Source organism: Allorhizobium borbori, from assembly GCF_014196535.1.
Taxonomy (GTDB): domain Bacteria; phylum Pseudomonadota; class Alphaproteobacteria; order Rhizobiales; family Rhizobiaceae; genus Ectorhizobium; species Ectorhizobium borbori.
In genome coordinates this window covers 218,960-237,049 of sequence record NZ_JACIDU010000007.1, presented here as the reverse complement: position 1 = coordinate 237,049, position 18,090 = coordinate 218,960, and the positions used below count along the sequence as shown (strand labels likewise).

Sequence of the window (18,090 nt, the reverse complement as noted above, 5' to 3'; positions counted from 1 at the left end):
CCCCGCTGAAAACATGCGAGGGAAAGTTGGAACATGGGTCAATTCTCAATGGAAATATCAGGCAACGCCGGGTCAGTTCTCAGTGGCAATCAACAAGCCGCCCATCCCGTGGCGACTTTCGTTATTCCGAAGGCTACGATCTGAAGAAGGTAGCGCCAATCTTGGACGAAATCTTAGGCAAGCATTGATGCCTACCCAGAGTGGATAGACAACAGATTGGAAGTCCGCTTTTGGCGTGCCCGCACTCTTAGATCAATGATCTGGGATGGAGGCGTATAGTTGCCATTGTTGTTTCTCGCAGTCGCTTAGCATACAGATCTCGCGATCTAGGGCATGACAGTGCAAGGCAGACGCAGAGGCCGATCGTCGCTGCGAGCGATAAAACCATATTATTTTAATATATTCAAAATGATACGATTAATTTCTCAAGCATGGATCATGAGTAGATACCGGAGCAGGTGAAAAATCCAGACACTGAGGCCCTTTAGCGGATAACACATACACACCAGTTCTCATCTTCGTTATCTAGGGCGTGCCACTTTCCCCTTTTTGCTTTTGCTCCGCATAACACACACGCGCTTTGCTGCGGGACTTGCGATCGTCATGGAAACGCCGTTGACGAAAAAAGGACTATTGTCGAAAAACTGTCAAAAAAAGCGAAATCACCGCTTGCGCTCCCCCATGGGGCTGACTATAAGGCCGCTCACACGCGCCCTTCGTCTATCGGTTAGGACGTCAGATTTTCATTCTGAAAAGAGGGGTTCGACTCCCCTAGGGCGTGCCACTCCCTCCCTTTCTTTTAAATCTGCTGAAAGCGCCTTTATCCCGCGCGTTCATATGCTTGTCAGCTTCATGCTTTATGCGACTGCAGCTTCCCCATCGATGGAAGCGCTGCCAGGGGCAAACCATGAAATTGCGAACCGCTATAAAAACCCTGCTTGGTCTCTGCACCGTCACGCTCATTGCTAGCGGGCTTTATCTCGCCCTGCTCCAGATCTCCGGAAACTTTCACGAAGTGATTCCCGGCACCTATTACCGTTCGGCGCAACTGAGCGGGCCTGCGCTCAAAACCTACATCCAGCGCTATGGCATCCGCACGGTCGTCAATCTGCGGGGCGCCTCCCCCGGTGCCGGTTGGTATGAGGAAGAAGTTGCGGCCACGCACGCCAATGGCGCCGGTCACATAGACTTCGCGATGTCGGCGGCAAGCGAGTTGAGTGTTGAACGCAGCCTCGAACTCGCGGCCTTGCTACGGGCCGCACCAAAGCCTGTGCTCGTTCATTGCCGCGCGGGCGCCGATCGCACGGGGCTCGCTTCCGTGGTCTTCCTGCAGCAGGTGGAAGGCGCGACGGAGACCGCTGCGGAAAGCCAGCTTTCCTTTGCATTCGGCCACATTGGCCTGCCATTCCTGAAGGCTTACGCCATGGAGCGAAGCTGGGAAGCGCTTGAGAAATCCATCGGCCTGAAAAGCTGAGAACACTAAGCGAGGACAAGTAATTCCAGCGCAGAATCCGTGACTTAGACCGTTTTTGAAAAAGTACGAGAAAATGCAAAAAGCCGCTTGCGCTCCCCCGTTGGCCTGACTATAAGAGCGCTCACACGCGCCCTTCGTCTATCGGTTAGGACGTCAGATTTTCATTCTGAAAAGAGGGGTTCGACTCCCCTAGGGCGTGCCACTTCTTCCATTTTTTTCAGAAAACAGCCCGATATTGCGGAGCCTCCCTCCCGATGCGCGACAGTCATTGAGGAAAGCTGTTTCAGACAGCACGCGCCGCGTCGCTCACGCGCAGTTGCACACGCTGTGAACCCTGCCAATGGTCGAGGGATAGCGATCCGGCGACATGCACCATGCTGCCACGCTCCCTCATCAGGAAGTCCCCCAGAGGCGTTTCTGCGGCACGAAAGGCAATTCCCTCCAGCCGGGATCCGTCCATTGCCTCCAGCGTGACCTTCACATGCGTCGTGCCAACCGGGCGCGAATCGCGCAGCCTGTGCGCGGGCACGGCAAAGACGGGTTGCGGATGCCCTGCGCCATAGGGTCCGGCCGCTTCTATCTTTTCCAGCAAGGCCGGCGTCGCCCCCGAAGCCGAAACGGCAGCATCAATCTTGAGCGCTGGATCGGCGACCAGCGCAGCAACGGAAGTGCGGGCACTGTCTTCGAAGAAATGGCGAAGACGTCCGAGATTGGCGCGCTCGACGGTGAGACCCGCCGCCATGGCGTGACCGCCGCCCTTGACCAGCAACCCGTTCTCCACGGCCGCCCGCACCATGCGCCCCATATCGAATCCGTTGATGGATCGTCCCGAACCGGTGCCCCTGCCATTCGCATCAAAGGCGATCGCAAAGGCGGGCCGGCGGAACTTGTCCTTGAGACGCGAGGCCAACAGGCCAACGATACCCGCATGCCAGTGATCGTTGGCCGTTACGATCACGGAAGCACCTTCGCCTGTTCCGTACTCTGCCAGCGCTTCGGCCTCGGCTTCGGCCAGCATCACGGCCTCCATGGCCTGCCGTTCCTTGTTCAACTCGTCCAGACGCACGGCAATTTCGCCTGCCCGCGCCGCGTCGTCCATCGTCAGCAACCGGCTGCCGAGCGCGGCATCGCCAATACGGCCCCCGGCATTGATTCGAGGCCCGATCAGAAAGCCGAAATGATAGGGCGTTACCGGGCCACTCAACCCGGCTGTCCGAAACAGCGCCGCCAGGCCGGGATTGAGCATGTGCCGTGCCGCGATCAGCCCCTTCACCACGTAAGCACGGTTCAACCCTTTCAAGGGCACGACATCACAGACTGTGGCCAGCGCCACGATATCGAGCCACGACAGGAGATCGAGCATCCTTTCGCGCCCGTCACCAGCCTTGCGTAGCACCCGCGCCGTAGCCACCAGAACCAGAAAGACAACGCCTGCAGCACACAGGTGCCCCTGCCCCGAAAGATCGTCCTGACGGTTAGGATTGACCAACGCATGACAGGGTGGCAAATCGGCGCCGAGCTGGTGATGGTCGATCACCACCACGTCCACCCCCATATCGGCAGCAACAGCCAGAGACTCATGGCTCGTCGAACCGCAATCGACCGTAACGATCAGGCGGGCGCCATTTTCCACAAGCTGGCGAATGGCGACTGGATTGGGGCCATACCCTTCGAAAATACGGTCGGGAATATATATTTCCGCCTCAAGCCCGAAATGGCGCAGAAACCGGAACATGAGTGCCGAAGACGCGGCACCATCGACGTCGTAATCGCCGAAAATCGCGATCTTCTCCCGCGCGGCGATAGCCGCTGCAATACGGGCTGCCGCCTTGTCACAATCTGTCAGGCTGGAAGGATCGGGCATCAGCCCGCGAATGGTTGGGTCAAGAAAATCGACCGCGTCATCAACACCGACACCGCGCCCGGCCAGGACACGGGCAACAATCTCGGGCAACCCGTGCGTCTGCGCCATTGCCAGCGCACGGTTAACGCCCGCTTGATCGAGCCGCGCAACCCATCTCTGACCTGAAACGGATTTCTCGACGTTCAGGAATGCGCGGGAAACAGGATCTGCAGGGGCGACCATGGATAGCGTTCAACCGTAATCTTCAAATGCCAAGTCTCCTCCTCTTGGCACAGAAAGACACGGATGGAAACCGCCGCCCCGCAGGCTCAACCCAGCATGGTTGCGAGAATGCAGGCTGCTGACGCCATCATGATCAGTGGCGAAACCAGAAAAACGAGAAGCAATGTCCAGTTACGAGGCGCCGTCGCCTGCTTCGCGGACGCTACAACTTTTTTGCGCTGACCATTGCCAGCAAGTGACAAGGTGGAAGCATGCGTGTCCAGAGTGGTCGAAATCATCAGAGCGCCTCCCTCGCTTGAAAACATCGAATGTCCCAGATCAGAACACTAAATCGATTCGTATGCAAGGTTAGGTTTGTATCGATGACTTCTAAGGGGTTAGACCTTCGCCGCAGAGCAAGCCCGCGGCGCCTTGTCCAATCACGCGTTCTTGGGACGCTCTATGCGGATAACTTGTGCAGCGCCAAGCAGATAACCGTCCGCTGAGATCGCCTCTACGGCCCCGCGCACGGAATCCTCCCGCGTGGCATGCGTGACGAGAATAATCGTTTGCGGTCCATTTTCACCGCGCGGCTTAGGGCGCTGCACGATGGATTCGAGTGAAATGGCGTTTGCAGCCATATGCGTTGCGATGCCTGCGAACACACCGGCCCGGTCCTCTACGGTCAGTCGAATGAAGTAACCGCCCTCATGGCTCTGGATGCGCGCACGCCGGTAGGGTTCGAGCGCGGCTGCAGGACGACCGAGAGCCGGAACCTGCTGTGCGCCGGGGCGACTCTTGGCCACGTCGGCTATATCACCCAGAACGGCGGAGGCTGTCGCGTTTCCGCCTGCACCGGGCCCGACCATCAGCAATTCACCGAGGATGTCGGATTCGATGGCAACGGCATTCGTCACGCCATCCACCTGTGCAATCACGGAATCGAGCGGCACCATGGTCGGATGCACCCGCTGTTCGATGCCGGAATCGGTCAGTTGCGCGACACCGAGCAGCTTGATCCGGTAGCCGAGATCGGCAGCGGCGCGAATATCCTCGATGGAAATGTTGGTGATGCCTTCGAGATAGATGTCATCGGCGGCGATCTGCGACCCGAAGGCCAGCGTCGTCAGGATGGCAAGCTTGTGAGCGGTGTCGTTCCCCTCGATGTCAAAGGCAGGATCGGCTTCGGCATAACCAAGACGCTGCGCTTCCTTGAGGCAGTCGGCAAAGGACAGGCCTTCCTTTTCCATGCGGGTCAGGATGTAATTGCAGGTGCCGTTCATGATGCCGTAGATGCGGCTGACATGGTTGCCCGTCAGCGACTCGCGCAGGGCCTTGATGACCGGAATGCCGCCAGCAACCGCCGCCTCGAAGTTCAGGAGCGCGCCTTTCTCTTCGGCGAGTGCTGCAAGTTCGACGCCGCAACGGGCGAGAAGCGCCTTGTTGGCGGTCACCACATGCAGACCACGCGACAGAGCGGCACGCACGGATTCGTCCGCGGCACCATTTGCGCCACCCATCAGTTCGACGAACAGATCGATATTGGCTCTGGAAGCCATCTCAACGGGAGAATCGTACCAATCGATACCTGTCAGATCGATGCCACGGTCGCGATTGCGGTTGCGGGCGGAAACGGCGACGATCTCGATCGCGCGGCCGCACGTTACGGCCAGTTCGTTTTTACGCTGCTGCAACAGAGCGACGAGCGAAGCACCCACGGTGCCGAGGCCCGCAATGCCGATCCTGAGGGCATCTGCCATAGAAAAAGTCCTGACGTCTTGTATTTCCGGAAATGGCGGCCGACGAATGCGGCCGCCCGTGACAGGTGGGATCACTCAACGGTGGGCGTTGAGCGAGATCACATTATGCAGCGTGTCATCCGCCGTCGAGAAGAACTTCTTGATGTTGCGCGCGGCCTGACGAATGCGGTGTTCGTTCTCTACCAGTGCGAGGCGAACATATTCGTCGCCCTGCTCACCAAAGCCGATGCCCGGCGCCACGGCAACATCGGCCTTCTCGACCAGAAGCTTGGAGAACTCCAGCGAACCGAGATGGCGGAACGGTTCCGGGATCTTCGCCCAGGCAAACATCGTCGCGGCCGGCGGCGGCACCTCGAAACCGGCCTTGCCGAAGGCATCGACCATCACATCGCGGCGGCGGTGATAAACGTTGCGCACTTCCGCAATATCGGAACCATCGCCATTCAGCGCATGCGTCGCCGCCACCTGGATCGGCGTGAAGGCACCGTAATCGAGGTAGGATTTCACACGCGTCAGCGCCGAAACGAGACGCTCGTTGCCGACGGCAAAGCCGATGCGCCAGCCGGGCATGGAGAAGGTCTTCGACATGGAGGTGAACTCCACGGTGCAATCCATGGCGCCCGGCACTTCCAGAACGGACGGCGGCGGGTTGCCGTCGAAGTAGATTTCCGAATAGGCCAGATCGGACAGGATGAAGAGATCGTGCTTCTTCGCGAAGGCAACGACTTCCTTGTAGAAGTCAAGGCTTGCCACATGCGCCGTCGGGTTGGACGGATAGTTGATGACGAGCGCAATCGGCTTCGGGATGGAGTGGCGGATGGCGCGCTCCAGCGGCGGGAAGAAGGTGTCATCCGGCTCCACCGAGATCGAGCGGATCACACCGCCCGCCATCAGGAAGCCGAAGGCATGGATCGGATAGGTCGGGTTCGGGCAAAGAACCACATCGCCCGGCGCGGTAATGGCCTGCGCCATGTTGGCGAAGCCTTCCTTGGAGCCGAGCGTCGCAACGACCTGCGTATCCGGATCGAGCTTCACGCCAAAGCGGCGGGCATAATAGGAGGCCTGGGCGCGGCGAAGGCCGGGAATGCCCTTTGAGGCGGAATAACGATGCGAGCGAGGATCCTGAACAACCTCGCACAGCTTGTCGACAATCGCCTGCGGCGTCGGCAGGTCGGGATTGCCCATACCAAGATCGATGATATCGGCGCCACCGGCTCGCGCTGCCGCCTTAAGTCGGTTGACCTGTTCGAAAACATAGGGCGGCAGTCTGCGGACTTTGTGAAACTCTTCCATCTCTTTCCTCATGGAATCATCGGCCCCTGAGGGGCCTCGCCGGGATTCGTCTCCTATCATGGCCTCCGCGACACGAACCTCCTAAAATCGCGGGGCGTCTTGTCGTCAGCCGGATATGTCCCCGGATGACGACACGGCTCAAGCGGGCATTCTCATGCCGCTACGGTCGTTAATCGAGTGCTTTGCGACCAAACCACCCGAAACGCAAGCCCAAATCGGCCGGATTGCGCCCAAGGGTGCGGCTTTTGGCATGGCTTCGGCAAGTGGTCCGGACGACTTCGCCTATTCCCGCTGAAAATGTTGTCAGTGGGCGATTTCGTCCAGCGTTTGCTGGCCATGCTGCGTGGCAAGCTTACGCAGTTCGGCCTCACGGCGCTTGTACTCCGCCTCGGAAATCGTGCCCCGGCGCTTGGCGGCACCAAGCGCCGTCAACTGCGACTGCTGGGCGGCGGCCTCTTCATCCGTCATTTGAAGGGAGGCAGAGGTCAGCGGTTGCGAGAAGCCGGGATAATAGCCCGTCTTCTGCGGACCTGTTGCCGGCGCGCCCTGCGGCACACCCGGCACCACCGTTACCACCTGCGGCGTCGCCATAGGTCCCTTCTCTGTGCCCACATTGTTGCTCGCACAGCCGGCCAGCGCCGCACCGAATGCAGCAACGAAAGCGGCACGCTTGAGAAGCGCCATGGGTTCGAGCGGGATCATGCTTGCCTCATTCCTTTTCGATACGGGCCTTTTCGGAGCGGAGCCTCCGCCCTCGCCTCGCAAATCGCCATCGGACTTCTTAAAGCATGAGCCGCCCGAAAGAACAACGGTTCCGCTTGCACCACCGCGCCAAAGGCGGCAAAACCGCAACCATGATTTTCGATCCGCCACTCATCTCCGCAATACTTGTCCGACGTTACAAGCGGTTCCTGTTCGATGCCGTGCTGGAAAATGGCGAGGCCATCACCGGTTTCTGCCCGAATACCGGCTCGATGCTCGGACTCAACGCGCCGGGCTCGCGGATCTGGCTTTCCGAACACGAAATCGGACCGACGCGAAAATATCGCTACCGCTTCGAACTGATCGAGGTCGACGGCGTCACGGCGGGTATCAATGCCGCCATGGCCAACCGATTCGCCGAGGAAGCCCTCACAGCCCGCCTCGTGCCGGGGCTTGAACACTACACGGTTTTGAAGCGCGAGCAGAAATACGGAAAGAAATCACGGATCGACTTTCTTCTTGCGGAAAATGGCCTCCCCGATGCCTATATCGAGGTGAAGAACGTGCACTTCACCCGCCAGCCCGGCCTCGCCGAATTTCCGGATACGGCCACGGCGCGCGGCGCCCGCCATCTGGAAGAGATGGGCGACATGGTGGAAGCCGGTCATCGAGCCGTGATGCTCTACCTCATCCAGCGCCCCGATTGCCACAGACTGGCCATCGCCGGTGATCTCGACCCGGTCTATGCGCGCGCCTATGACCGGGCCGTTGCCCGCGGCGTTGAAGTGCGAGCGGTCCGCTGTGCGATAACCCACCGGGAAATTCGCGCAGAAAACGCAGTCCCGATAGACGACCGTGCCCGCGCTGTTTAAGACTTGAGACGAACCGACATGAAAGCAGACGACCATGGTGAATTACATTGAAGCGGCAAGCGCGCCGATGAAGAATACCGGCGCCATTCGCCTCTACGGCGCAGACGATTTCGAAGGCATGCGCAAGGCCTGCCGTCTGACGGCGGAGTGCCTCGATGCGCTGGTCGACATCGTCAAGCCGGGCGTGACAACGGATGCTATCGATCGCTTCGTGCTGCAGTTCGGCATGGATCACGGCGCGCTTCCCGCCACGCTGAACTATCGCGGCTACACCAAATCGGTCTGCACCTCGATCAACCACGTCGTCTGCCACGGCATTCCTGACGACAAGCCGCTGCGCGAGGGCGATATCGTCAACATCGACGTCACCTACTGGCTGAACGGCTATCACGGTGATTCGAGCCGCATGTATCCAGTCGGTCAGATCAAGCGCGCCGCCGAGCGCCTGCTGGAAGTGACCCACGAATGCCTGATGCGCGGGATCGCCGCCGTCCGCCCCGGCGCCCGGACCGGCGCCATCGGTCAGGCTATCCAGACCTATGCCGAAGCCGAGCGTTGTTCCGTGGTTCGCGACTTCTGCGGCCACGGCGTCGGCACACTGTTCCATGACACCCCGAACATCCTGCATTACGGCCGGGCCGACGAAGGTCCGGAAATCCGCGAGGGCATGATCTTCACCATCGAGCCCATGATCAACATCGGCAAGCCGCATGTGAAGGTTCTGGCCGATGGCTGGACCGCCGTGACCCGCGACCGCTCGCTGACCGCCCAATACGAACATTGCGTTGGCGTGACAGCCACAGGCTGCGAAATCTTCACCCTGTCGCCCAAGGGCCTCTTCTGCCCGGGCATTTCGCCGGACAGAAAGGCCTGACGGCATGAAGAAGCGCTCCGGCAAGCCTGACAATGAACAGCAAGGCGCTTTCGGAGATAAAGACCTGTTTCCCCTGCCTTCGGGGGAAGCTGACGAGCGAAGCTTTTTCGCGCTGAACGAGGCTGGTCCCGTCACCGTCAAATCCGCGGAGAAAGATAAGCAGGCCCATTATCATGGTCATCGGGAACGGCTGCGTAACCGCTTCCGCGAAGGCGGCGATGCGGCGCTGGCCGATTACGAATTGCTGGAACTCCTGCTCTTCCGTCTCATTCCCCGCCGAGACACCAAGCCGGTGGCTAAGGCGTTGCTCGACCGGTTCAAGACGCTGGGCGGCGTGCTTGGCGCGCCGGCGCCGCTGCTTCAGGAAGTGGATGGCATCGGCGAGGCCGTGGCCCTCGATCTCAAGCTGGTGGCGGCGCTGTCCCGCCGCATGCTGAAAAGCGAAATTACCGGAAAGCAGGTGCTGGGCTCCTGGTCTTCGGTTATCGACTATTGCCACAGCGCCATGGCGCACGAACCGCGCGAGCAGTTCCGCATTCTCTTTCTCGACAAGCGCAACACGCTGATTGCCGATGAAGTACAGGGCCTGGGCACCGTCGATCACACGCCGGTCTATCCGCGCGAAGTCGTGCGCCGGGCGCTGGAGCTTTCGGCCACCGCCATCATCCTTGTCCACAACCATCCCTCGGGCGATCCGACCCCTTCCCGCGCCGATATCGACATGACCCACACGATCATTTCGACGGCCAAGCCGCTTGGCATTACGGTGCATGACCACATCATCATCGGCAAGGATGGCCATGTCAGCTTCAAGGGATTGCGTCTCATTTGAGCTTTCGCATTAGCGAAATACTGACGCGTTACGAAATCAGTGAGAATCGCCTGCTAGTCTGCAATCACGCGGCATGAAGACCGCAGGCAAATTCATATCATTCGGGGCGCATATATGAATTCCTATGATCTCATCGTAATTGGCAGCGGGCCGGCCGGACGACGTGCAGCCGTGCAGGCTGCCAAACTCGGAAAATCGGTTCTGGTTATCGAAAGAGGCCGCCGGGTCGGCGGCGTTTCGGTGCACACCGGAACCATTCCCTCCAAGACCCTGCGCGAAACCGCGCTGAACCTCACGGGCTGGCGCGAGCGCGGCTTTTATGGCCGCTCCTACCGCGTGAAGCAGAATATCAGCGCCGCAGACCTTCAGCGGCGCATGCTCATAACACTCGACCACGAGGTCGAAGTTCTGGAACATCAGTTCGCACGAAACCGCGTCAGCGAAATGCATGGCAATGCCGTTTTCATCGATGCGAACACACTGGAAGTCGCCAAGACCGACGGTGAGGTATTGCGCGTGCATGGCACATCCATCCTCCTGGCCGTCGGCACCCGCCCCTATCGACCGAGCCATATTCCCTTCGATGGCGAAGCCATCATCGACAGTGACGAGGTTCTTGAGATCAAGTCCCTGCCGCGTTCGCTCACCGTGATCGGCGCCGGCGTCATCGGCATCGAATATGCGACGATCTTCTCGACGCTCGACACGCAGGTCACCGTCATAGAGACACGCGAAACGATGCTCGAATTCATCGACAAGGAAATCGTCGAGGACTTCACCTATCAGCTCCGCGACCGCAACATGAAGCTGATCTTCGGTCAGGGCATCGACAGCGTTTCGCGTGATGAAAGCGGCAAGTGTCGCATCGTGCTGAAGAACGGTCGTATCGTCCTTTCGGAAATGGTGCTGTTTGCGGCCGGCCGCGTCGGTGCAACGGACACGCTCAACCTGCCCGCCGCCGGCCTCGAAGCCGACAATCGCGGCCGCATCAAGGTGAACCCGGAAACCTTCCAGTCGGATGTTCCAAACATCTACGCCGCCGGCGATGTCGTCGGCTTTCCGAGCCTTGCCTCCACGTCGATGGAACAGGGCCGTATCGCCGCCCGTCACGCCGTGGGCGCGCCCGCCAACGACCCACCGCAGTTCTTCCCTTACGGCATCTATGCCGTGCCGGAAATCTCCACCTGCGGGTTGACGGAAGAAGAGGTCATCCAGCGCGGCATTCCGTATGAATGCGGCATTGCCCATTTCCGCGAGACCTCGCGCGGCCACATCATGGGGCTGGAAAGCGGCATGCTGAAGATGATCTTCTCACTGAAGACGCGTCGCCTGCTCGGCATCCACATTGTTGGCGAAGGCGCGACCGAACTCATCCACATCGGTCAGGCCGTCCTGAACCTGAAGGGCACCGTCGAATATTTCGTCGAGAACACCTTCAACTATCCAACGCTCGCAGAAGCCTACAAGATCGCCGGCCTCGACGCCTGGAACCGCATGGGCGAATTGCAGAAAGTGAAAAAGGACTGATCGTTCTTCACTTTCAAAAAGCGGAAATGAAAAACCCGCCGCGATCGACTCGCGGCGGGTTCTTTTATGCGCAATCCGGAGATGGCTTATTCAGCGGCGTCTTCGGCAGCCTTCTTCTTCGGAGCAGCCTTCTTCTTCGGAGCAGCGGCTTCTTCGCCTTCGGCAGCAGCTTCTGCCTTGGCAGCCTTCTTCTTCGGAGCGGCCTTCTTCTTCTCTTCGGTCTTTTCGCCTTCTTCCTCGCCGTCTTCAGCGAGCAGCTCTTCCTTCGTCACGACCTTGTCGGTGACGGCGATTTCGGCGAGCAGCTTGTCGATGACCTTCTCTTCGAAGATCGGAGCGCGCAGCGAAGCGGAAGCGCCGGGGGTGTTGCGGAAGTAGTCGAGGATTTCCTTCTGCTGGCCCGGGAACTGGCGAAGCTGCTCGTAAAGAGCGCGCTGCATTTCTTCTTCGGTCACGTCGACGCCACCCTGGGTGCCGATTTCCGAGAGAACGAGGCCAAGGCGAACGCGACGCTCGGCAAGCTTCGTATACTCGGCGCGAGCTTCTTCTTCGGTCGTGTCTTCGTCAGCAAAGGTCTTGCCGGACTGTGCGAGATCGGTGTTCACCTGACGCCAGATGTTGTCGAACTCAGCGGCAACGAGGCCCTGCGGCACTTCGAACGTGTAGAGTTCGTCGAGCTGGTCGAGGATCTGACGCTTGACCTTCTGGCGGGTGACCTGGCCGAACTGGCTTTCGATCTGTTCGCGAACGATCTGGCGCAGGCGTTCGGCGGATTCGAGGCCGAGCTTCTTGGCGAGATCGTCGTTGATTTCGAGTTCAGCGGCAGCAGCGACTTCCTTGACGGTGATGTCGAAGGTGGCTTCCTTGCCGGCCAGTTCGGCAGCCGGGTACTCGGCCGGGAAAGTCACGGTGATGACCTTTTCATCGCCAGCCTTGAGGCCGACGAGCTGATCTTCGAAGCCCGGAATGAAGCGGCCCGAGCCGAGAACGAGTTCGGCATCTTCGGCAGCGCCGCCATCGAAGGCAACGCCATCGACCTTGCCGAGGTAGTTCATGGTCACGCGGTCACCGTTTTCAGCAGCACCGTCCTTGGTTTCGAAGGAACGGGCGCTTTCAGCGATCTGCAGAACCTGCGCTTCAACTTCCGATTCCGGAATTTCGACGACTTCGCGAACGACCTTGATGCCATCGACCGGAACGACTTCGAACGTCGGGATGACTTCGTAGGTGAAGGAGAATTCGAGATCGGCTTCGGCAGCGAGAATACGCTCGGCTTCGTCCTTGTCCTCGGTCATGACGATTTCCGGCTGGGTAGCGGACTTTTCGCCACGCTCGGCCAGGATTTCGGTCGGCTTGTTGCGGATCAGTTCATTGACCAGATCGGCAACGATGGACTTGCCATAGACCTTCTTGAGGTGAGCCGGCGGTACCTTGCCCGGACGGAAGCCGTTGATACGAACCTTGTCCTTGACTTCGACAAGGCGCTCGCTCAGGCGGGCTTCGAGTTCCGCAACCGGAACGACAACCTTGATTTCGCGCTTCAGCCCTTCAGCGAGCGTTTCGATAACCTGCATGTTTCTAACCTTCATCTCGTGGCGGCCGTGCCCGGACACCCGTTCGTTTCACAGAGCACGACGCCGGATTTGCCTCCGCACGCGGCTTTCAGAATTCAAGACATCCTGCGTTGCAGAATGGCGCTCGGACCTGAGTTCCGGAGAGGGCGAGAGCCCTCCTCCATCACACGTTTCGCTTCTGGTGCGGGTAGAGAGACTTGAACTCCCACGCCTTGCGGCACCAGAACCTAAATCTGGCGTGTCTACCAATTTCACCATACCCGCGCCCGCAAAGCAGCATCCATGGAACGCAAGGCCCTTCCGGAGCGCGCGTCTCTATATCATCCGTTTCCACTGGCGCAAAGGAAAAATGAGGCTTTTACGACAACGCACGGGTGAGGCCCGGCCGCATCAGTAAAGCGGCTCCTCATAAAGTGGTTGGCCATTCTCAAGCAGCGCCCGGATATGGATAATTCCGCTTTTCGACACCCGCGCCGCTATGCTGATGCGGCCATCGTTGCGGGCAGCCTCGATAGCCTTGCCCTCGCCCTCCGGCACATAATAACGCTCGATCCCGTAGGTCACCGAAATGGCGCGCCCTGATCCCTGCGTCGAAAAGCGATCGGTGATTCCCTCGACGATGACGGAACCGGGCTTTTCGGCAAGCGGCATGAAGGACGCCTCACGCACGGTCCAGAAGCCATCGGCCCCGGGCTCCAGCCGCACATGGATCGTGTGACGCGCGCTGTCCGTCGGCCACGCGCCGGTCACAGCCTCCGGCAACACCTCGCCGATCTTGTAGTTGAGAATGACATAATCGCCACGCAGGAAATCGCGTGGATCGACGGGCGCCGTTTCGAGCCGCACCTCCGCACCGTCGCGGAGGACCGCTGCACGGCTCACGACGACATAAAGAAGGATCGCGCTTTGCAGTACGGCAACGATCAGGGCCGCGGGAATGAGGAAGCGCGTCGAAAGCATTCGCCCGGTCATCACGCATCCCTCCCTTTTTTGGCCAGAAACTTCTCGACCCGCACCACGGCAAGCGCCAGGCCGCCGGCGACGAGAGCGGCAACCAGAAAGAAGCCGGATGTGCCAAGAATGCTGCCGATCGTCTCCGCCCACAGGTAGAAGATGATGGCGGCAATCATTCCGTAGCAGAGCCAGCGGACGCCGCCATGATCGCGCCCACCAAGGGCAAGGGCTGCCACAGACAGGGCAAGCCCGATCACTGCGACGAGAACCAGCCCGCCATCGTGCACCTCGATGTGCAGGATCAACAGGCCAATCGCGCACAGAAGCAGCGCATAGAACGGGGCAGCGCCGGCCATCATCTCACCGTAGCGGGCAAAGGGGGAACGGCTGAACGCAAGCGCTACAAACAGAACAAATCCGATCACCACAAAGCCGGTCGCCGTGTGCGGTGTTTCATATTGGCTGTAGAGCCAGACAGCCCAACCGAGGAGAAGCAGGAAAGAGAAGTGCGCCGCCTTTTCCTGCCCGCTCCAGGCAGAAAGTCCAGCCATCACCACGGCCAGAACCACAGGCGTGAACAAGGTCAGCCCGGAAATCGCGCCATCGGTCGTATCGACAATGGACCAGCACAACACGAAGGTGAGCAGGCCCGCTGCGACAGCAACGGCACCAGAGCGGAACAGAACGCTGGTCAATGCCGCAGCCAGAAACCAGACGGCGAACATCGAAACCGCATCACCGGAAATGTGATACATTTGCCCGACCAGCGCCAACCCGCCGCCGAATGCGGCCGTGCCGAGCAAAAGGGCCGCAGCGCCCAACGTATCCCTGCCCGCCCTGAACAGCAATGCGCCACCAAGGTGGCAAAGCCAGATCAACGCCAGAACCACACAGAGCCGCACGATGCGTGGCACCGCTTCCCAATTGGCGGAAACCAGCAACAGAAGTGCGGCAGACAGAAAAATGGCCGCAAGGATAAGAAGAATTTGCGCGATGCCGAGCCGGCTGCCGCGGCTGTCGATATCTCGAACCAGCGCTTCCGCCGTCATCGCCGGCAAAAGACCCAGTTCAACCCAGCGGGCAATATCCCGCTTCACCTTACGAACATACATGCCCGTCACTCCGGCAACACCTGGGCGCTTTATTGCACGCGACTTGTGTGAACTCAACGGACGCGTGCCCTCTGGCGTTCGACACCCCGGAACCATGCGCTTAACGCATGCCTTCCATGCGGAGATTGCACTGTTTTTTCACCAAGACATCACTTATTTTGACACCATGCAAAGGTGTTGAAGCGGACCGAAAAGTCGAAGCAAAAACGCAGCATCGGATTATCGGCAAGTTGCTGGTTCTGTTATGAATTGACTGCTGCATTGCGGCAAAAAGAATTTCGAGGAAGCGCTCTCCTCCTCCCTGCGCAGCCTCGATCTAGCTGGATTGGCTTCTCCTCCTCCCAAGCCTCCAGCCCTTAAAAATGACGCCCACCGGATCTCCTCCCCCGGTGGGCGTTATTTTTTATTTATCAATCCTTAACGAGCCTTTCTTTCGACGGCATATCAACCCGCCGCCGCCCTTGCGCGACGCCTGACCTCGTTACCGTGCAGATCAGGCCAGACCGGCTACACGACAGCACTATCCGTGGACGTTCGCCCCCTCGGGGCGAATTGACGCATTTCCAACGGCTTAACACGGCGCCGCGCCAATGCTACATATTCAATAACATTCCACGCCTATCGGTGCGTTGAACACGGGCACACATCCCAGGCTGGAAAAGTCCGCCTCCTTTCTGCCCATTTCATAACCAGTTTATCACCAGATCAGATCCACACATGCGCTGTTCGCATAGGTGCCATACTGCGATCCATCTAACTGAGTTCGACGAAAGGTGTATATTAGTCCTCATAGAGATTGAGGCGTCCCCAACCAGTCTCCTTGCCGCAGACCCCTCCCAAGACTGCGGCTCTGGTGCAGCGCAGGATGCCTCCATAGCCGCGATGAGCGCGGCAGCACGCAAGAGAAGGACAGAGACAATGAGCATCACGACCAAGCTTCGTTACTGGCGCACTTACCGCCGCACCGTTACTGAACTGCAGGGCATGACTGACCGTCAGCTCTCGGACCTCGGCATCGGTCGCTCGGAAATCAACCGCATCGCCCGTCAGGCCGCAGCCGCCTGAACGGCCAGCGACATCATCGTTAAAAAATACAAAAGCGCGGCTTCTCAGTCGCGCTTTTTCATGTCATGAAAGATTGATAATTTTCGCGCCATCTGTTTCGGGCGCCTTGGATTTTTAGCCTAAATTTCAACCATTGCCCACACGTTATGCGATATGCTGCACAAATGCATGGCAGTAGCATATTATTTGCACTCCACATCCTCGTTGGACGAGCCTATAAAGCGGTCAATCCACCGGTCAACAACGACCGGGCACGAATTCAAAAGAAGTACGAGGAAACACCCATGAACCCGATCCGTATCGCCAAGAAGTGGCTCGCTTACCGTCGCACGATGAACGAACTTGGCGGCCTTTCGAACCAGTCGCTGAACGACATCGGCCTGACCCGCTACGACATCCGCAACGTCGCAGCTCGCAGCTACCGCTAATCAGTCGCGCTTTTCAAAGCGGCGATGATTTTCAGGGCGGCGCCTCTTTCGGGAGGCGCCGCCTTTCGCGTTTATGGGTCGCCATTCGATCAAGCGCCGGTTCCCTTCATCCCAGCTTTGCGCTAAGGAACCGCTATGACGAACGTTAGCTCTTTTTCACCCATTCACGTCATCGGCGGCGGCCTGGCCGGCAGCGAGGCCGCCTGGCAGATCGCCAGCGCCGGTGTTCCCGTCATTCTTCATGAAATGCGCGGCGTGCGCCCTACCGAGGCCCATCGCACCGATGGACTTGCCGAACTGGTGTGCTCGAATTCGTTCCGCTCCGATGATGCAACGGCAAACGCCGTCGGTGTGATCCACGCAGAAATGCGCCTTGCGGGCTCCCTCATCATGGCCTGCGCTGACAAGAACCAGGTGCCTGCGGGCGGTGCGCTGGCCGTGGACCGTGACGGCTTCTCCAATGCGGTGACGCAAGCGCTCCACCAGCATCCTTTGATTACCGTAGTGCGCGAGGAAGTGTCCGGCCTGCCGCCGCGCGACTGGGATCTTGCAATCATCGCAACGGGTCCGCTCACATCTCCGGATCTTGCCGCAGCCATTCAAGCGGAAACGGGTGAGGACTCGCTCGCCTTTTTCGACGCCATCGCACCCATCGTCCACCGCGATTCCATCGACATGGACATCTGCTGGTATCAGTCGCGTTACGACAAGGTCGGCCCCGGCGGCACGGGCAAGGATTACATCAACTGCCCGCTGGACGAAGCTCAGTACAATGCCTTTATCGATGCGCTCATCGCCGGCGATACGGTCGGCTTCCATGAATGGGAAGGCACACCCTATTTCGACGGTTGCCTGCCGATCGAAATCATGGCCGCGCGCGGCCGTGAAACGTTGCGTCATGGCCCAATGAAGCCCATGGGGCTTACCAACGCCCACAACCCTTCGGTCAAGGCCCATGCCGTAGTCCAGCTTCGGCAGGATAATGCTCTCGGCACGCTCTACAATATGGTCGGCTTCCAGACGAAGTTGAAATACGGCTCGCAGGCCGAAATCTTTCGGATGATTCCGGGCCTCCAGAACGCGGAATTTGCCCGGCTCGGCGGCCTGCACCGCAACACCTACATCCATTCGCCGGTGCTGCTCGATCCGTCACTCACTCTGAAGTCGCGGCCCGGCCTGAGGTTCGCCGGCCAGATCACCGGTTGCGAAGGCTATGTGGAAAGCGCATCCATCGGTCTGCTTGCCGGCCGCTTTGCTGCTGCAGAGCGTAAGGGCGAGCCGGTCGTGCTCCCGCCCGCAACGACGGCGCTCGGTTCGCTGCTCGGCCACATCACCGGCGGCCACCTGGTCACGGATGAAGAGCCCGGCAAGCGCTCATTCCAGCCCATGAACATCAATTTCGGTCTTTTTCCGGAACTGGAACCCGGCTCCATCGTCAAGCCCGAGGGCGTAAAACGCTTTCGAGGCAAGGACAAGGCCATCGTCAAGCGTCAGCTTATCGCCAGCCGCGCGCTGGCCGCCTGCAAGGACTGGCTCACCGGACAGTGAGCCATCCGTG

17 protein-coding genes and 3 tRNA genes are annotated in these 18,090 nt (G+C 59.4%); 11 read left to right on the top strand and 9 right to left on the bottom strand.

What is annotated here, in order from left to right; translation table 11 throughout:
- The 4 genes from GGQ66_RS22920 to GGQ66_RS10880 all read left to right on the top strand — a co-directional run.
- On the top strand, positions 1-188 hold a 188-nt coding region (locus GGQ66_RS22920; protein WP_210287233.1), incomplete at its 5' end, for a hypothetical protein.
- A 521-nt stretch (positions 189-709) separates the two neighbouring features.
- Positions 710-784, top strand: a tRNA-Glu gene (locus GGQ66_RS10890).
- Positions 785-907: 123 nt separating this feature from the next.
- Positions 908-1,474 (top strand): tyrosine-protein phosphatase, encoded by a 567-nt coding sequence (locus GGQ66_RS10885; RefSeq protein ID WP_183792341.1) that lies wholly within the window; start codon positions 908-910, stop codon positions 1,472-1,474.
- Positions 1,475-1,601: 127 nt separating this feature from the next.
- Positions 1,602-1,676 (top strand) — tRNA-Glu (locus GGQ66_RS10880).
- A gap of 81 nt (positions 1,677-1,757) precedes the next feature.
- Here the strand turns inward: GGQ66_RS10880 and recJ are convergent.
- The 5 genes from recJ to GGQ66_RS10855 form a co-directional block, all read right to left on the bottom strand.
- Positions 1,758-3,560, bottom strand: coding sequence for a single-stranded-DNA-specific exonuclease RecJ (gene recJ / locus GGQ66_RS10875; RefSeq protein ID WP_183792339.1), 1,803 nt, complete (start codon positions 3,558-3,560; stop codon positions 1,758-1,760).
- A gap of 86 nt (positions 3,561-3,646) precedes the next feature.
- Positions 3,647-3,838: a hypothetical protein gene (locus tag GGQ66_RS10870; protein WP_183792337.1), complete on the bottom strand. Its 192-nt coding sequence runs from the start codon at positions 3,836-3,838 to the stop codon at positions 3,647-3,649.
- A gap of 141 nt (positions 3,839-3,979) precedes the next feature.
- Positions 3,980-5,299 (bottom strand): homoserine dehydrogenase, encoded by a 1,320-nt coding sequence (locus tag GGQ66_RS10865; RefSeq protein ID WP_183792335.1) that lies wholly within the window; start codon positions 5,297-5,299, stop codon positions 3,980-3,982.
- A gap of 75 nt (positions 5,300-5,374) precedes the next feature.
- Complete coding sequence (locus GGQ66_RS10860; protein WP_183792381.1) at positions 5,375-6,592, bottom strand: LL-diaminopimelate aminotransferase; 1,218 nt, start codon at positions 6,590-6,592, stop codon at positions 5,375-5,377.
- A 303-nt stretch (positions 6,593-6,895) separates the two neighbouring features.
- Positions 6,896-7,294 (bottom strand): hypothetical protein, encoded by a 399-nt coding sequence (locus GGQ66_RS10855; RefSeq protein ID WP_183792333.1) that lies wholly within the window; start codon positions 7,292-7,294, stop codon positions 6,896-6,898.
- Positions 7,295-7,446: 152 nt separating this feature from the next.
- On the opposite strand from GGQ66_RS10855, the gene sfsA reads away from it, so the two are divergent.
- The 4 genes from sfsA (at position 7,447) to sthA (ending at position 11,399) form a co-directional block, all read left to right on the top strand.
- Complete coding sequence (gene sfsA / locus GGQ66_RS10850; RefSeq protein ID WP_183792379.1) at positions 7,447-8,166, top strand: DNA/RNA nuclease SfsA; 720 nt, start codon at positions 7,447-7,449, stop codon at positions 8,164-8,166.
- A gap of 34 nt (positions 8,167-8,200) precedes the next feature.
- The gene (map, locus tag GGQ66_RS10845; RefSeq protein WP_183792331.1) at positions 8,201-9,040 is read left to right on the top strand and encodes a type I methionyl aminopeptidase; all 840 of its coding nucleotides are present in this window, start codon (positions 8,201-8,203) and stop codon (positions 9,038-9,040) included.
- A gap of 4 nt (positions 9,041-9,044) precedes the next feature.
- Positions 9,045-9,872, top strand: coding sequence for a RadC family protein (gene radC, locus GGQ66_RS10840; protein ID WP_183792329.1), 828 nt, complete (start codon positions 9,045-9,047; stop codon positions 9,870-9,872).
- Positions 9,873-9,986: 114 nt separating this feature from the next.
- A complete protein-coding gene (sthA, locus tag GGQ66_RS10835; RefSeq protein WP_183792327.1) occupies positions 9,987-11,399 on the top strand; it encodes a Si-specific NAD(P)(+) transhydrogenase in 1,413 nt (470 codons plus the stop codon).
- 86 nt (positions 11,400-11,485) lie between these two features.
- Here sthA and tig read toward each other — a convergent pair whose 3' ends face one another.
- From tig to GGQ66_RS10815, 4 genes are all read right to left on the bottom strand, one after another.
- Complete coding sequence (gene tig / locus GGQ66_RS10830; protein ID WP_183792325.1) at positions 11,486-12,973, bottom strand: trigger factor; 1,488 nt, start codon at positions 12,971-12,973, stop codon at positions 11,486-11,488.
- A 179-nt stretch (positions 12,974-13,152) separates the two neighbouring features.
- Positions 13,153-13,237 (bottom strand) — tRNA-Leu (locus tag GGQ66_RS10825).
- Positions 13,238-13,363: 126 nt separating this feature from the next.
- Entirely contained in the window at positions 13,364-13,945 is a 582-nt protein-coding gene (locus GGQ66_RS10820) for a GDYXXLXY domain-containing protein (RefSeq protein ID WP_237358876.1), read from the bottom strand.
- A complete protein-coding gene (locus GGQ66_RS10815) occupies positions 13,945-15,039 on the bottom strand; it encodes a DUF2157 domain-containing protein (RefSeq protein WP_183792323.1) in 1,095 nt (364 codons plus the stop codon). The genes GGQ66_RS10820 and GGQ66_RS10815 overlap by 1 nt, the downstream gene beginning before the upstream one ends.
- A 918-nt stretch (positions 15,040-15,957) precedes the next feature.
- Between GGQ66_RS10815 and GGQ66_RS10810 the strand changes: the two genes are divergently transcribed.
- The 3 genes from GGQ66_RS10810 to trmFO all read left to right on the top strand — a co-directional run bounded on the left by GGQ66_RS10810 (position 15,958) and on the right by trmFO (position 18,080).
- Positions 15,958-16,104 carry a DUF1127 domain-containing protein gene (locus GGQ66_RS10810; RefSeq protein WP_183792321.1) on the top strand — a complete coding sequence of 49 codons (147 nt, stop codon included), beginning with the start codon at positions 15,958-15,960 and terminating at the stop codon, positions 16,102-16,104.
- 284 nt (positions 16,105-16,388) lie between these two features.
- Positions 16,389-16,532: a DUF1127 domain-containing protein gene (locus GGQ66_RS10805; RefSeq protein ID WP_183792319.1), complete on the top strand. Its 144-nt coding sequence runs from the start codon at positions 16,389-16,391 to the stop codon at positions 16,530-16,532.
- Between the two features lie 135 nt (positions 16,533-16,667).
- Positions 16,668-18,080 carry a methylenetetrahydrofolate--tRNA-(uracil(54)-C(5))-methyltransferase (FADH(2)-oxidizing) TrmFO gene (gene trmFO, locus GGQ66_RS10800; protein WP_183792317.1) on the top strand — a complete coding sequence of 471 codons (1,413 nt, stop codon included), beginning with the start codon at positions 16,668-16,670 and terminating at the stop codon, positions 18,078-18,080.
- Positions 18,081-18,090: the final 10 nt, after the last annotated feature.

Excerpts from the sequence above, each read along its gene's own strand:
- GGQ66_RS10885 (WP_183792341.1), top strand. The coding sequence starts at position 908 with ATGAAATTGCGAACCGCTATAAAAACCCTGCTTGGTCTCTGCACCGTC.
- recJ (WP_183792339.1), bottom strand. The coding sequence starts at position 3,560 with ATGGTCGCCCCTGCAGATCCTGTTTCCCGCGCATTCCTGAACGTCGAG.
- GGQ66_RS10870 (WP_183792337.1), bottom strand. The coding sequence starts at position 3,838 with ATGATTTCGACCACTCTGGACACGCATGCTTCCACCTTGTCACTTGCT.
- GGQ66_RS10865 (WP_183792335.1), bottom strand. The coding sequence starts at position 5,299 with ATGGCAGATGCCCTCAGGATCGGCATTGCGGGCCTCGGCACCGTGGGT.
- GGQ66_RS10860 (WP_183792381.1), bottom strand. The coding sequence starts at position 6,592 with ATGGAAGAGTTTCACAAAGTCCGCAGACTGCCGCCCTATGTTTTCGAA.
- GGQ66_RS10855 (WP_183792333.1), bottom strand. The coding sequence starts at position 7,294 with ATGATCCCGCTCGAACCCATGGCGCTTCTCAAGCGTGCCGCTTTCGTT.
- sfsA (WP_183792379.1), top strand. The coding sequence starts at position 7,447 with ATGATTTTCGATCCGCCACTCATCTCCGCAATACTTGTCCGACGTTAC.
- map (WP_183792331.1), top strand. The coding sequence starts at position 8,201 with ATGGTGAATTACATTGAAGCGGCAAGCGCGCCGATGAAGAATACCGGC.
- radC (WP_183792329.1), top strand. The coding sequence starts at position 9,045 with ATGAAGAAGCGCTCCGGCAAGCCTGACAATGAACAGCAAGGCGCTTTC.
- sthA (WP_183792327.1), top strand. The coding sequence starts at position 9,987 with ATGAATTCCTATGATCTCATCGTAATTGGCAGCGGGCCGGCCGGACGA.
- tig (WP_183792325.1), bottom strand. The coding sequence starts at position 12,973 with ATGCAGGTTATCGAAACGCTCGCTGAAGGGCTGAAGCGCGAAATCAAG.
- GGQ66_RS10820 (WP_237358876.1), bottom strand. The coding sequence starts at position 13,945 with ATGACCGGGCGAATGCTTTCGACGCGCTTCCTCATTCCCGCGGCCCTG.
- GGQ66_RS10815 (WP_183792323.1), bottom strand. The coding sequence starts at position 15,039 with ATGTATGTTCGTAAGGTGAAGCGGGATATTGCCCGCTGGGTTGAACTG.
- GGQ66_RS10810 (WP_183792321.1), top strand. The coding sequence starts at position 15,958 with ATGAGCATCACGACCAAGCTTCGTTACTGGCGCACTTACCGCCGCACC.
- GGQ66_RS10805 (WP_183792319.1), top strand. The coding sequence starts at position 16,389 with ATGAACCCGATCCGTATCGCCAAGAAGTGGCTCGCTTACCGTCGCACG.
- trmFO (WP_183792317.1), top strand. The coding sequence starts at position 16,668 with ATGACGAACGTTAGCTCTTTTTCACCCATTCACGTCATCGGCGGCGGC.